Here is a 14,345-nt window from a genome sequence, read left to right as displayed (position 1 = left end):
CAATGAAACGATTTGATTCAGTTGCCGCGGGTTTTGCCTGGACGCGCATGGCGCGCGGGGCGCTCTTGAGCGGATTGATGCTCAGTTTGCTCGCGGCCTGCGCGGTGGGGCCAAAGTACGAACGGCCCGACGTTCAGGCGCCGGCGGCGTTCAAGGAAGCGCCGGTCGTCAATGCGCAAGGCGAAGGAACCTGGAAGGTCGCCGAGCCGGCCGATGCCGCGCATCGCGGGCAATGGTGGACGATCTTCGGCGACGCGAAGCTCAACGATCTGGAAGAGCAGGCGCAGACCGCCAACCAGGATTTGAAGGCAGCGGCCGCACGCGTACAGCAATCACGCGCGCTGCTCGCATCGGCTCGCTCCGCATGGTTCCCGGAAGTCGATGCCGGCTTCGGGCCGACGCGTGAACATGCGTCTCCGGCTTCGCAATTCCTGCCGCAGAACACCAGCGGCGTGTCAACGACGCTATGGCGCGCGCAGACGAGCGTCTCGTACGAGGCGGACTTGTTCGGCCGCGTGAGCTCGAACGTGGCGGCGTCGCGCGCCGACGCGCAGCAAAGCGAAGCGCTGTTCCGTTCGGTGCAGCTCTCGCTGCAAGCGGATGTCGCGGCGAATTACTTCTCGCTGCGCGAGCTGGATACGGAGCAAGACTTGTATCGCCGCACGGTCGCCTTGCGTGAAGACGGCTTGCAACTCGTCGAGCGGCGCTTCAAGGAAGGCGATATCAGCGAGCTCGACGTCGCGCAGGCGAGGAACTCGCTCGCGACCGCGCGTGCGGATGCGGTCGGCATCGCGCGGCAGCGCGCGGCGTCGGAGCATAGCCTCGCGATTCTGCTCGGCAAGGCGCCGGCCGATTTCTCGTTCCCGGAGACGCCGCTCGATCCGGTGACGGCGCGCGTGCCGCCCGGCTTGCCGTCAGCACTGCTCGAGCGCCGCCCCGATGTCGCGGCGGCGGAACGTGCGATGCAGGCGGCGAATGCGCGTATCGGTCTCGCGAAGTCCGCTTATTTCCCGCAGCTTGATATCACGGGTGCATTCGGGTTCGAGTCGGCGACCTTGGGCGATTTGTTCAAGTGGTCGAGCCGTGCGTTCCTGCTCGGGCCGTTGGCTGGAACCGCGTTGACGATGCCGCTCTTTGACGGTGGAAAGCGCAAGGCAGGGGTCCAGCAAGCCAATGCGCAGTACGACGAGAACGTCGCGCAGTATCGCCAGCAGGTGCTGATCGCGTTCCGCGAAGTCGAAGACAACCTCTCCGATCTGCGATTGCTCGACGATCAGATCCACCAGCAGGGCGAGGCGGTCGCGGCCTCGGAGCGCGCGTCGCATCTGTCGGACACGCAGTACAAGGAAGGCGAGGTCGACTATCTCAACGTGCTCGACGGCGAGCGCACGGTGCTGGTCTCGCAGGTTCAGGCGAGCCAGCTCAACGGCGCGCAGGCGGTGGCGACGGTCAATTTGATTCGCGCGCTGGGCGGCGGTTGGGGGGATGTCAAGCCGACGGACGTGGGATCGGTTGATACGGCTACGCAGCAGGTCGCGAAGCAGTAGACGTACAGCATGGGCTGGAGCGGCGGCTTCTTCTAGCGGCCGGCGCTCCAGCCCTGCAGTCCAAATTTCGATGTTCACCATCCGCGCGTCCCAAACTCACTGCGGTTTGGGCCTAACGCGTCGGCAACGTCACGCGGGTTCAGTTCGCGCGTGCGCGGTGTTTGCCGTCAAGTTTTCGATGATTTCGACGGCCTGACTCAAGCCATCTTCGCGCGCCATCGCCATGCTCACTTGCACAGCGCGGCTTCTCACGTCTTCGCGCTCTGCAAACGCAATGCCTTGTTTAAGCGCTTCGCTCTGAATCCGCTTACCGTCTACCGGCTTTCCAGCGATTCCCAAACGCTGAAGCCGATCCGCCCAAAAGGGCTGGTCTCCCGCGAACGGAATGACGACCGACGGCACCCCTGCTTTCGCAACCGAATGAGTCGTGCCCGAACCGCCGTGATGAATGACGAGGGACGTCCTCGGAAACAGCCACTGATGCGGGGTTTCATCGACGACGAAGAAGTTTCTGGGCAATTGCGATGTATCTGCTCCGCTCCACCCGGGATAGAACAGTGCCCGCCTTCCTGCAATCGCTTTGACGATAGCCTCCATCAACTGCCGTCCATCAAAGCCCGCCATGCTGCCGAATCCCGCGTAGATAGGTGGATCTCCGGCAGCCAGAAAATCGGCCAGCGCCGGAGATGGCGCCCAGTCGGGAGTCGCGAGGCCCCATTGGCCGCACACGCGGGCGTGTTTCGGCCAGTCAGCCGGTTCAGGCAAGAGGCTCGGCGAAATGCCATAGAGCATGGGATGCTCGCTCCAGACGGTTTTTCGCGCAGGCAGGCCCAAGACGTTCTTGCGCGCCGCGTTGGTCGATTTCCGAAACGCTTGCCACAGCATGGCGATGATGAACCGGTGGCTTAACCGATTTGCCCAGCGCGGGATCATGCCCGGCGGTAGAAAGGGCGAAGGGAAAGCGGCCGTCGGCGTAATCGGAAACAAGCCCGTGCCGATCGCCCGGATGCCGCGATATTCGGCGACCGACAAGCCGGCAAAGGCCGCTAACCCCGACGCGATGATGATGTCGCATCCGTCCGAGACGTCGGCGGCTTCCCTCATCCACGCCGCGGTGTTGGCGTTCGCGATCTCCGCGAGCGCCTTTGAGGTGTTGTTGAAACCGCCATGAATGTTGACGGTGTTTGACAGCGCCTCGCGGATATTGCCCGCCAGCGCCGTTGACGGCACGCCGAGCGAGACGGCCGAGCTCAGCGTCGCGGCATCGGCGAGGAGGCGCGTTTCATGCCCGGCATCCATGAGCGCCCGGCACAGCGCCGCCAGCGGACGCGCGTCGCCTTCGGTGCCGTAAGTCACGACCGCAATTTTCATGTTTCGATCCCTTGGCGCATGGCCGCCGCCGGTGGAAGTAAAAAAGTATACGTCGTATACTAATGCAAGTCGTGCATTTCATGTTTTGCTACAGATCATCGCCATGGAACCTACCTTCGAAGAACTCGGCCGCCGAAGCCGCAAGCGCTTGCAAATGCTGGAGCATCTGGCGAACACCGCTGCGCGTCTGTTCGAAGCACAGGGCTACGAGCCGGTGACGATGGAGCAGATCGCCGCCGAGGCCGACGTCGCCAAGCGGACCTTGTACAACCACTTCGCTACCAAGGAGGCTGTGCTCGCCCACTGGATCGACGCCGAACTCGCACGCGACCTCGCGCATCTGCAACGAGACGTGGCGAGGCGTAAGACCTTCGTATCCAGGGTTTCGTGCATATTGAATGCGTCGGCTGACTGGTGCGAAACGCATCCGGTTTATCTGATGGCCTATCTTCGGCATCGTTTCCTGAGCATCGGTGTGGACGAAGCCGATAACGTTCGGGCCAGCGGAAGCGATATCGCCGTCACCTGGCAGCAGCTGATCGCGGCGGGCCAGCAAGCCGGGGAGTTGAGCAAGGGCTTTCAGGCAGACCAGCTCGCCGCGTGGTTTCATCATTTGTACCTCGCGGCGTTGCTGCGTTGGCTGAACATGCCGAGTCTTTCTCTTCGGGAAGAATTCCGCGCGGTGATCAAGCTGTTCGTCGAGGGAGCGGGAGGGAAGACGAAATCGAAGTAAAAGAACAGCGCAGCGGGCCGCGAACGCGGCAATTGACTCGGTTGATCCGAAGCCTTCGGGCCCATATCGCAATCCGCGATTTCCATTCGAAAATCGCTTCGTAGACCATCGTAGGCACGGCTTCTATCATCGGCGGCTAGTTCTCTATAGCGGCCCGGCGATGGCAACGAAGAAGATCCTGCTCAACGCGTTCAACATGAATTGCGTCGGCCATATCAACCATGGCCTTTGGACGCACCCTCGCGACCGCTCCGCGCACTACACCGATCTCGACTACTGGACGAATCTCGCGCAGACGCTCGAGCGCGGCAAGTTCGACGGCATCTTTCTCGCCGATATCGTCGGCGTGTACGACATCTACGAAGGCGGCCCTGACGCCGCGCTGCGCGAATCGGTGCAGGTGCCGGTCAACGATCCGATGCTGCTCGTGCCGGCCATGGCCCAGGTCACGCGCCATCTCGGCTTCGGCGTGACGTCGAACCTGACCTACGAGCCGCCCTATCTGTTCGCGCGCCGCATGTCGACCCTCGATCACCTGACGAAAGGGCGCATCGGCTGGAACATCGTGACCGGCTACCTCGACAGTGCCGCGCGCGGCATGGGGCTCGCGCAGCAGATCGGACACGACGATCGCTACGATCGCGCGGAAGACTATATGGACGTCGTCTACAAGCTATGGGAGCAAAGCTGGGACGACGATGCCGTGGTGCGCGACCGCGCGGCGCGCGTCTACACGCAACCGGGAAGCGTGCATCGCGTGAAGCACGCGGGCCCGTACTACTCGATCGATGCGATTCATTTGAGCGAGCCGTCGCCGCAGCGCACGCCCGTGTTGTATCAGGCGGGGTCGTCGGCGCGCGGTGTCGAATTCGCGGCGCGGCACGCCGAATGCGTGTTCGTCGGCGGCCAGACTAAGGCGTTGACGCGTTCAGTCGTCGACGATATTCGCGCTCGCGCGGTCAGCTTCGGGCGCGCAGCCGACGACATCAAGATTTTCGCGGGCGTTTCGGTCGTGGTGGGCGAGACCGAGCGCGCCGCGCGGGACAAGTTCGAAGAGTATCGGCGCTATGCGAGCGCGGAAGCGGGCCTGGCCCATTTCGCGAGCTCCACGGGGATTGACTTCTCGAAGTACGAACTCGACGAACCGATTCCGTATGTGAAGACCGATTCGATCCAGTCCGCGGTCGAAGCGATTTCGAAGAAGAGCACGAGCGGTGCGTGGACGGTGCGCCGTGTGCTTGAACAGATGCCGCTAGGCGGCCGCTATCAGCCGATTGTCGGTTCCCCTTCCCAAGTCGCCGATGCGTTGATCGCTTGGATCGACGAGACCGGCATCGACGGATTCAACCTGACGCGCACGGTGATGCCGGAATCGTTCGAGGACTTTGTGGATCTTGTCGTACCCGAACTGCAGAACCGAGGCGCGTACAAGGAAGACTACGAGAACGTGCCGACGCTGCGCGAAAAGCTGTTCGGCGCCGGCCGTGCGCGCTTGGCCGGCGTGCACGCGGGCGCGCAGCACCGGCGGCGCGCGCACGACGCCGAGCCTTTGACTGCACACGTGTAAGGACCTTCGACCATGACGTTGAGCCACAGCACGCCGCCATGGAACGCGGCATTCGAAGAAAAGCTGTTTCTGGAAGTCGCGCGACGCCACGTGCCGGATTTCCCCGACAAGCTCGCCGTGCCGCCGCGCGAGCCGGCAATCGATAGCGAAGTCGACGCGGTCTGCGATTACTACACGCGCATGGCCTCGCATGATCTCTTCATCGTGCAGGTGGTGGCGCGCGCGATCGACACGCTGTTCAAGGACGACCCGCATTTCCAGCTGATCCTCTCGCGTCAGCTCGGCGACGACGGCGCGCATGCCGTGCTTGCGCGCGAGCGCATCATCGCGTTGACGCGCATTGATCCGCTGCCGGACATCGAGCGCCACGTGAGCGCGCATTGGGAGCGGCTCGGCGATTTGCCGCTGCGCGACCTCGCGGGCTTTCTCGCGTTTCAGTGGCACTACGAACTGCATATTCTCGCGAAGCTGTGGATACAGCGCAAAACCGGACGCGTTGCCGACGGTGCGATGCGAGAGCACGGCGAAAATCGCATCCGGCCGGACGAGGAGTGGCATCGCGTGCAGATCGTCCAATGGTGGCAAGCGCGGCTTGCATCGGTGCAGGGCGCGGAGCGCGAGGCATTGATCGAGCGCGTCATCGCCGCCGACGAAGAAACGCAACGCCGCCTCGATCCTTACTTGCATACCGAATACGAGCATACGGCGCTAGTATTCGGCGCGGACATCACAGCGTATCGCGCGATCTATGACGATTGGCGGCGCGAGATCCTGGCGCGCCTTATCGGTCGCGATTCCGACGAGTTGGCTTCGCTCGTGCCGTTGTCGAGCGTGCCGGCGGCGCAGCTCGCATGAACGACCCGAGAACGCCCTTGCATGATGCATTTGGTATACCGCATACCGGATCGAATCGCGCACTCGCGAGCCTGATCGACGCACTGCGCGCGACGGCGGCGCAGCGCGATCGCGATGGCGGCCACGCAGCGCAGGAGAAGCGCTGGATCAGGGACGCCGGCCTGTTGACGCTGGCCGTGCCGCGCGAATATGGCGGGCAGGGCGCAACGTGGCCCGCCATCTACGCGACGATTCGCGATATCGCGCGTGTCGATAGCGCGCTCGCGCATCTCGTCGGTTTTCAGTGCCTGCAAGTGGTGAGCGTCGCAGTTTGGGGCAAAGGCGCGCAACGTGAGCGCTATTTGCGCGGCACGGCCGAGGAGCGCTGGTGGTGGGGCAATGCAGTGAATCCGCTCGATACGCGGCTCGCGGCGCAGGCAACGGCCGACGGCGGCTATCGTCTGTCGGGCAAGAAGCGATTTTGTTCAGGCACGCGCGGCTCGCAGATGATGACCGTGTCCGCTCATGATCCGGAAACGGGCAAGCCCATATTCGCCGTCGTGCCGACCGCGCGTCACGGCATCACTGTGCACGACGACTGGGATCCGATTGGCCAGCGTCAGACCGATAGCGGCGGCGTCTCCTTCGATGAAGTGCTCATAGCGGCCAACGAAGTCTTGCACCGCTCGGAGGCCGCACCGACGCCGCGCGCCACGCTGCGCACCCTGGTCTCGCAGCTCGTGCTGACGCATGTGTTTGTCGGCATTGCGCAAGGGGCTTTGGAAGAGGCGCGCGACTACGTGTTGCAGCACGGCCGCCCGTGGATCGGCGCGGGCGTCGAGAGCGCCGTTGAGGACCCGTACCTGATCCAACGCTTCGGCGAGATGCATCTGATGGCGACGAGCGCCGATGCGTTGGCGGCGCGCGCCGCGCAAGCGTTGCAAGGAGCCTGGGAGAAGGGGGAGTCGTTGACCGAAGGCGAGCGCGGTGAAGTCGCGCTCGAGGTTTCCGTTGCGAAGATACATGCGCATCGCGCCGCGCTTGAAGTCAGCGAACAACTATTCGACGCATGCGGCGCGCGCGCCACCGATGCGTCGCTTGCGCGCGATCGCTTCTGGCGCAATGCGCGCACGCATACGCTGCACGATCCGCTCGACTATCGCGTGCGGGCGGTCGGCCGCTATGCGCTGACTGGCGCGTTGCCGGAGGCGTCGTTGTATATGTGAACGGGAAAGTGAGTCGACGCTCGCCTGAACACGATCCGGTTAGGCGAGCGTCGATTAAGGCAGCTTGTGCGTGCTTGTACGTCTCAAGCAGCGCAAGCCACCGCCCCGTGTTGTAGCGGCATAGACTGCATTTGCGCAGCGATCGGCAGCGGTACGACGGTTGCCGTGTCGTCCTCAGTCACCGGCGCAACGATGGCCGGAATTTCGATCAGCTCAGCCGCTTCCTTGGCCGCGGCAGCCTTCTTCGTCTTGCCGGCGCGCGACGGCGGCTGGCATGCGCCGCACACCACGTTGTGCTGCAAATCGTGCTTGTGCGCGACGAACTTGCCGCTGCAACGGCAGCAGCGCGTGAGCTGGAGCAGGTTGGCGTCGAAGAAGCGCACGAGCGTCCAGGCGCGCGTCAGGTCGAGCACGGCTTCCGCGCCGCTGTGCTTGCAATGCTCGAGATAGAGACGATAGCCCTTCGTGAGCGCATCGAGATGCGAGCAGCGCGCTTCGTTCTTCAGGAACAGGTAAGTGTTATAGAAGAGCGATGCGTGGATGTTCGCGAGCCAGGTCATGTACCAGTCGGCCGAGAAGGGCAGCATGCCTTTCGGCGGCGATACGCCCTTGACCTCGCGGTACAGCCGGATCATACGGTCGCGCGACAGCGTCAGTTCGCTCTCGAGCACTTGCATGCGTGCGCCAAGCTCGATCAGAGCGATGGCGCGGAAGACTTCTTGTGCGTCTTCCGAAAGACTCTTCTTCGTCGACACGACCGGCTCCTTATGCGAACTGTTCGGCCCGTTGGCCAGCAAGCAGGATGGCAGCGTGAGTCGGAGCGACATCCGCATTCTTCGCGGATTGCGTGAGCGCCGACAACATCGAGTGGTCGTTAAAACGGAAGAAGCAGAGAAGCTGGTCGGAAGAGGCCAGCTTGACGATCTGCGCGAGCGACAGACTGGCAAGCAAGTCGGCCAATTCCGACGATAGGCCCAGGCGGAACATCCCGACCGGCTTATCCTCGCGCAGCATGCGCTGAGCGAGCATGATGTACGACAGATTAATTTCGCGGATAGAATCCAGCGTCTCGCTGCTACGGTCCATTTCTCAGTTTTCCCGAAGCCCCGATATCTATATTTGCCCGGTAATTTATACCGTGTATTTATGCCCCCGGTCGAGCGCTAACGTTTGCTCTTCCTTTGTGTATCTTTGATACAGGGTGTTACAACTTGTAACAACCTGGTGAGACGCATTGTATGCAGGCCATTTGGGGAAATCAATCCGTTTCCAATTAAATGTCTCAAAAAAGTTAACCGCGTATTTCGGTAACAATTTCACATTTCTGTAACAGGAAAAATTGACCGAAATTCGTCAGTTTTTCGCAATGCAGCACCAAAATCACAATACCAGTTAAATACAACTGGAAATGTATTTGAAAGATTAAAGCGCGCGTTTGGCGGGTTTTACCGAGCGGGTTTTAGTCAATCCTTTTTTATCCTTACCTATTCCTACCAAGCCCTACTTGTGACGCGAATCGTCGTTACAGTTGCGGTTGGCCGACTCGACGCGCCGTCGTTACATTTGCGCGCCGGATTGGTACGCGTTTCCCGCCCCGACCACGATGCCTCGACCCCCTCGAACCCATAGCCCGCATGGATTTCCCAGCGAATGACCGTCCGCGTTCGATGCGCGCGCGCGTCTGCGCGCCGTCGGTCTATGCCGAAGAGGCCGTAGGAGAGGCGGCGGACACGCGGCGTCGCGCGTTCCTGAAGCGCGCTGCGGGAATGGTGCTGCTGCCGGCTTTCGGCAGTTCGCTGCTGACGGCGTGCGGCGGTGGCGATTTCGACACCGATGCGGACGCGACGCCGCGTCTGGCGTCCGTCGACAATTTCCGCGACGTGGGCGGCGCGCCGGACGGCTATCCCACGGCCGACGGCCGGCGAGTCAAACGCGGCGCGTTCTATCGATCGAGCGTGCTGACGCTGTCGGACGCCGACAAGGCGACGCTCGGCACCTTGGGCATCGCGGCGGTGTACGACTTGCGCACGCCGGGAGAAGCCGCCCGCACGCCTGACGTCCCGCCCGCGGGCGCGGCTTATGCAGCCATCAATATCGATGGCACGAACGACATCGTGACGCCTGCGCCCGCGAGCGCGGCCGAAGCGGTGGCGTTGATGCAAACCCTGAACCGCAACTTCGTGACCTCGGATGTCGAACGGGCTGCGTACGGCGCGCTGCTCATGGATCTCGCGAGCGGAACCGGCGCGCAGATTTTTCACAGCACGGCGGGCAAGGACCGCGCGGGGTGGGCGGCGGCTTTGCTGCTGAGCATCGCCAATGTGCCGCTCGATGTGATCGTGGCCGACTACCTGCTGACCAACACCTATTCGACGGCGTCGATCCAGGCCCGCGTCGATGCCATTCGCCAGCAAAGCGGCGACGATGCCGCCGCGAATGCGATGCCGCTCTTCAGCGCGCAATCGAGCTACCTGCAAGCCGGTTTTGATCAGGTGCAGCAGAGCTACGGGACCATGCCGGGCTATCTCACGCAAGGGCTCGGTCTCGCGCAATCGACCATCGATGCGCTACGTGCCCGCCTCGTCGTTTGATCGCTTCTCGACGCACTAAGCCACTACCTGGCGTGGACCGCCAGATGCCGCGTAATCGCGGGATACACGTGCGTGGCCGCATCGCGCCCGAAGATGCAGTCGATATGGCCGTACCCGTCGATGAGCACGTGCTCGTAGCGCTGATCGGGGTAGGCGCCCTTGAGCAGATCGAAGGTCTTTAGCGTGCTTTCCGGCAGATAGCAGCGATTGAGCGCGCCATGGACGAACGTGATCGGCAGATTCAAGCAGCTCAAATCGCGCAGATAGACATCCTCGCCGTCCGCTCTCACGACATGCCCCGCTCGCACCATCGCGGCGAGATGTTCGAACAGACGCATGTCATGCACGCCGAACAGCTCCTGCAGGTTTTCGTGCAACACCTCATTGAGCTGCTCGTGCTCGTAGACTTGCCCGTACATGAACGTCGCGCGATGACAGACCGCGCTGCGGCAGCCTTCTTCCACCGGATACAGACGCAGTGCTTCATCGAGCAGGTTCGCTGGCCAGCTCGCGTGCCGGGTTAGCGCGGTCAAGTCGGTGATGCCCAAGTGACCGAGCATCTCCGGCACATGCAAGCCGGCCTTCACGCGCTGCAGCGGTTCGGGAATCAAATGCGCGGACACTTGCGACATCACGGCCGAACTTACGCGCGTGAGGCCGCTCAATAGCGACATCGTCAGCGTCACTGCGCCTAGGCAATGGCCGATGACGTGGATCGAATCAGCGCCGCTCAACTCGCAGACCTTTGTCACGGCGGCGGGGATGTCGTAGGCGGCGATCGCGTCGGCAGTCGTTGGCTCGGCCGCGCTCGGCAGCGCGATGCTCACGCGCAGATCGACGAGCCAGACGTCGTAGCCGTCCGCGCACAGATGCTCGACCAGATTGGTGTCGATCATGTCCGTCGTGAAGATGCCGCTCGATACGCCCGAACCATGAATCAGCAGCAACGGTCCCTTGTTTCCGGCGCGATAGCGTGTGAGGCGCAGCGTCTTGCCGTCTTGAGTGCGCAAGTAATGGGTATCCGGCGCAGGTGCATTTAAACGGCGACGCTCGCGCGGACGTACGTCGGCGTCCGCGAATTGCAGCGGCGCTGCAATGCCGCCGTACTCGGTGAACAGCACGTCGGCGAAGAACTTGCCGAAACGCAGGGTCCACGCCAGGCGCATTTCGAGTGTCGGCGCGTTGGTGACGCCGAGCGTCGTTTGCTGCTTGAGCGAATTGCCGGCCGTGATGATGAGCGTGGCTTTGCCCAGCAAACGCGCGCCGTCGTCAGCGGATTCATGCACTTCCGCGTAAAGCGTGTTCGTCTGCTTCCACAGTTCGAGCGGCGAGCTGAACGTGATGATCTTGCGGCCGACGAAGTCATAGCGCTTGTCCTCGGCCGCGACGAGCGTCATACGGTAGACCATGTAGCGCTGATCGACATGCGCCGGGTCGGTGACGAACAGGTTGAAGCGCCCGTTAGCGATCGTCATCGGTTCGCTCGATAGCGCCGCGCACGTCAGCGTGCCCACCATCGGCGCTTCGTGCTGCGGGTTCGCGAGCATGGCTGGAAGGTCGCCGGAGTCGACGGTGAGCGTGAAGCTCATCGGACTCGATTCGGCGTCGTCAGGGGCGGCGGGTGTATATGACCCGACCATCGTTTCCGTGAAGCGCAGACCGATGCGCTCGGCAGGTGGCGCAGCGGCATCGGCGCGCGTATCGCCGGTTGTGAAATCAATCGCCCAGCCGTTGGCTGCAGCCAGTTGCACGCAATTGCGTTCGGCCAGGGCCGAAATCGTCAACAGCGGATTCACGCCGAGCGACAACGGGATGACCGCGCCGTCCATCACGTAGAGGCCGCGATGCACGTCGACGCCTTCCGCGCCGCTGAACACGCGGCCCGCGTGATCGACAACGCCATGTCCGGCATCGTCCGCCATCGCGCAGCCGCCCAGCGGATGCACCGTGACGAGGCGGTCCTTGAAGAGCGGCGTATCGAGCGGATCGTTGACGAAGGTGCCGCCGAGCGCGCGTGTCGCGTCTTCGAGCGTGTCGTTGATCGTGCGGTAGATCGGCTGCTCGCTCGCGCCAGGCCACGCGATACGCGGGCGATCTTCTTGCAGCACGATTTGCCCGGCAGCGTCGTCGTGGGCCATCACGAGGTACGTTTGCGTGTTGCGCATCGCGCCGTAGTGCGGGCCGCGCAATGCCGAGAGCGCTTCGCGCGCGACGGCGTCGAGCGTGTCGTTTTCCTCGGCGCCGTCCAAGGCTGCGTCCTCCGGCTCCGCGACACCCTCCGCGGGCGCGGCGATGCCGAGCACGCCCAGCATCGCCGTGCCGATCGGCGCGGCGAGCGAGCCTTCTTCGACGACGAAGCCGTCCATCACGTCTTTGGTGTCGCGATGATCGATGATGCCGGTGATCACGGGGCCGACCGGCGCGCGCCTGGCTTCTTCGGCCGTCTCCCAGCCCACGCCGTTGATTTCATGGTTGGTATTGAACGCGAAGGCGAGCACGTCGCCGTTACCGGTGAAATGCTCGCCCAACTGATTCGATAGCCTGAGGCCGCGCTTCTCGCGCGAGCGCAACAGGATCGCCGTGGAGCCGAGCGTGCCCGCCGAAAGGATCACGTGGTCCGCCGTCGTGAACAAATCGGCGCCGTCGAAAATCTCCCGGCCGATATCGACCCACTCGTAGTAGACGCGCCACTGCTGCGCTGCTTTGTCCCATTCGACCGAATCCACGGCAGCTTGCGTGAAGATCTGCGCGCCGTGCGCGACCGCATCCGGCAGATAGTTCATGTGCGTCGAGTTCTTCGCGCCGTAGTTGCAGCCGGAATTGCAGTTGCCGCAGCCGATGCAGGCGCTTTGCTCGACGCCCGCCGCATTGAGGCCGTCCTTGAACGTGACGGTGATCGGCGGCCGGTAGAACGACGCGCTCATGTCAAGCGCTTGCGCCGACCGCCCGAGCGCGTCGAGCTTGGGCAAGCGTGGGAAATCGGCGGGCCACGGCTGCGGGTTGAGCATCGCCAGCGCGCGGGCATAGCCGGCTTCGATGCCGCCTTGATCGGCGCGCAGCGCCGCAGGCCAGCGCGGATCGTCCCAAAGGCGCGCGTCAGGATGCAGCGCGACGTTCGCGTTGATCAGCGAGGTGCCGCCGAGTCCGCAGCCGACCACCGCGTTGACTTCCGCGTTCACGTGCACTTCGATCAACGCGAGCGCCGAGCCGAGCCGCCTGGCGTCGAGGTTGTACTGGACCTCGCCGGCGCCCTGCGCGGCATGCACCGGATAGTCGCCCGCCATGAATTCGCGCCCGCGTTCGAGCACGCAGACGCGGCGCCGTGCGCGCGCCATGCGGCTTGCGGCGATGGCGCCGCCATAGCCGGAGCCGACGACGATCACGTCGTAGTGCGGCTCCAACGCCTCCATAGGTCTCGACAGGCGGTTCATGCGGCCACCTCGCTAGCTAATTGGAAGAAGAGGGGACGTGCGGCGCGGCTTATCTATCTTAGGCGGTGAATCGCGCTTATCCAGTGAATTAGCCGGTGCATCAAGCCGCCGCCTCGTTCACCACGCACTCGCTCGCCTCGACGGCCAGCAGGCTCAGCGCGACCAGAATGACCTCGCGGTTCTCGACATGAATCTCGATGCCGAGCTCGTCGACCAGCCAGCGTCCGATCTTCGTATTGGAAAAATCGTCGGCCTGGGCCGTCTTTTTCATCGTGACGCCGAGCTTTACGGCGCGATAGTGATATGACGGCACGCGATGCTGCGCCGCGATACGCGACAGTCCGCCCTTCGATTCGGAGCCCCAGCCGAGGCTGCCCGCGAGCACGATCTGCTCGGGCGCGTCGAGGCCGGCGATGAAGCGGCGCGCGGCGGCGCGCACGTGGGCTTCATGGAGGCCGTATTGCGTCAGCACGCCGTCGACGGGGTCTTCGAGCGCGCGCGCGTGCGAGTCGATTTCCTGTTCGATGCCTTCGATTTCCATCGACACGTTGCGCTGATGGCTCGCGCTGCGCAGGCAGTCGATCAGATAACGGCGGAAGTACGCGCAGATCGCGTAGCGCGTGGACGGCGCGCTGTCCGGGCAAGCGCGCGATTCGGCGTGGCCGGGTTCGAGCCGGAGCACCTTCGCGAAGATGAACTGCGCGACGAGCTCCTCTTTGTCCTCGGCGAGCGCGTGGAGTTCGAGCGGATGGTAGCCGCGCAGCGCGCTCCGCACGAGCTCGCACATCGACACCATCTCGTCGTCGGACAGCGCGCTGCGGCGGCGCCAGAGGTCGGGAAGGATTGCGGTGTCGTTGCGTGCAAAGTCGTGGCCGATCAGTGCGCCCATGATGCCTCCATCTTGTCGAAGAACTAGAGGGAACGCGGCATCGGAATCAGCGTTGAAGGAAACGCTGAAAAGTTCGCGAAGAAACGCAGGCCGCGCGAGAAGTGCCTGCAGTATTGTTTTTGGCCTCGTTGCTGCCTATATGGATTAAGTGTTAGC

The 14,345-nt window shown here is 63.3% G+C and carries 11 protein-coding genes; 6 read left to right on the top strand and 5 right to left on the bottom strand.

Translation table 11 applies throughout. From position 1 onward, the window contains the following. The first annotated feature begins 2 nt into the window (after positions 1 to 2). Positions 3 to 1,547, top strand: coding sequence for an efflux transporter outer membrane subunit (locus AAHK20_RS29700; protein WP_449185070.1), 1,545 nt, complete (start codon positions 3 to 5; stop codon positions 1,545 to 1,547). 129 nt (positions 1,548 to 1,676) lie between these two features. Here the strand turns inward: AAHK20_RS29700 and AAHK20_RS29695 are convergent, their stop codons facing one another. Beyond that, on the bottom strand, positions 1,677 to 2,918 hold the full coding sequence (locus AAHK20_RS29695; RefSeq protein ID WP_449185069.1) for a glycosyltransferase: 1,242 nt from the start codon (positions 2,916 to 2,918) through the stop codon (positions 1,677 to 1,679). Between the two features lie 103 nt (positions 2,919 to 3,021). Between AAHK20_RS29695 and AAHK20_RS29690 the strand changes: the two genes are divergently transcribed. The 4 genes from AAHK20_RS29690 (at position 3,022) to AAHK20_RS29675 (ending at position 7,278) form a co-directional block, all read left to right on the top strand. Then, positions 3,022 to 3,651, top strand: coding sequence for a TetR/AcrR family transcriptional regulator (locus AAHK20_RS29690; protein ID WP_449185089.1), 630 nt, complete (start codon positions 3,022 to 3,024; stop codon positions 3,649 to 3,651). Between the two features lie 160 nt (positions 3,652 to 3,811). Then, the gene (locus tag AAHK20_RS29685) at positions 3,812 to 5,218 is read left to right on the top strand and encodes an LLM class flavin-dependent oxidoreductase (RefSeq protein ID WP_449185068.1); all 1,407 of its coding nucleotides are present in this window, start codon (positions 3,812 to 3,814) and stop codon (positions 5,216 to 5,218) included. A gap of 12 nt (positions 5,219 to 5,230) precedes the next feature. Then, positions 5,231 to 6,073, top strand: a complete 843-nt coding sequence (locus tag AAHK20_RS29680) for a hypothetical protein (protein ID WP_449185067.1) — start codon at positions 5,231 to 5,233, stop codon at positions 6,071 to 6,073. Further along, on the top strand, positions 6,070 to 7,278 hold the full coding sequence (locus tag AAHK20_RS29675; RefSeq protein WP_449185066.1) for an acyl-CoA dehydrogenase family protein: 1,209 nt from the start codon (positions 6,070 to 6,072) through the stop codon (positions 7,276 to 7,278). Before AAHK20_RS29680 ends, AAHK20_RS29675 begins: the two co-directional genes overlap by 4 nt. A gap of 83 nt (positions 7,279 to 7,361) precedes the next feature. On the opposite strand, the gene flhC is transcribed toward AAHK20_RS29675, so the two are convergent. After that, positions 7,362 to 8,033, bottom strand: a complete 672-nt coding sequence (gene flhC, locus AAHK20_RS29670; RefSeq protein WP_449185065.1) for a flagellar transcriptional regulator FlhC — start codon at positions 8,031 to 8,033, stop codon at positions 7,362 to 7,364. A 10-nt stretch (positions 8,034 to 8,043) separates the two neighbouring features. Beyond that, positions 8,044 to 8,364 (bottom strand): flagellar transcriptional regulator FlhD, encoded by a 321-nt coding sequence (gene flhD, locus AAHK20_RS29665; RefSeq protein WP_206995490.1) that lies wholly within the window; start codon positions 8,362 to 8,364, stop codon positions 8,044 to 8,046. A 548-nt stretch (positions 8,365 to 8,912) separates the two neighbouring features. Here flhD and AAHK20_RS29660 point away from each other — a divergent pair. Continuing rightward, the gene (locus tag AAHK20_RS29660) at positions 8,913 to 9,869 is read left to right on the top strand and encodes a tyrosine-protein phosphatase (protein ID WP_449185064.1); all 957 of its coding nucleotides are present in this window, start codon (positions 8,913 to 8,915) and stop codon (positions 9,867 to 9,869) included. 23 nt (positions 9,870 to 9,892) lie between these two features. Here the strand turns inward: AAHK20_RS29660 and AAHK20_RS29655 are convergent, their stop codons facing one another. Beyond that, a complete protein-coding gene (locus AAHK20_RS29655) occupies positions 9,893 to 13,300 on the bottom strand; it encodes an alpha/beta fold hydrolase (RefSeq protein WP_449185063.1) in 3,408 nt (1,135 codons plus the stop codon). Positions 13,301 to 13,400: 100 nt separating this feature from the next. Beyond that, on the bottom strand, positions 13,401 to 14,189 hold the full coding sequence (locus tag AAHK20_RS29650) for a hypothetical protein (RefSeq protein WP_449185062.1): 789 nt from the start codon (positions 14,187 to 14,189) through the stop codon (positions 13,401 to 13,403). Between the last annotated feature and the right edge of the window lie 156 nt (positions 14,190 to 14,345).

It is taken from the genome of Trinickia camelliae (assembly GCF_053525655.1).
Note: the sequence above shows the minus strand (reverse complement) of the source record. Positions and strands in the feature narration are given on the sequence as shown.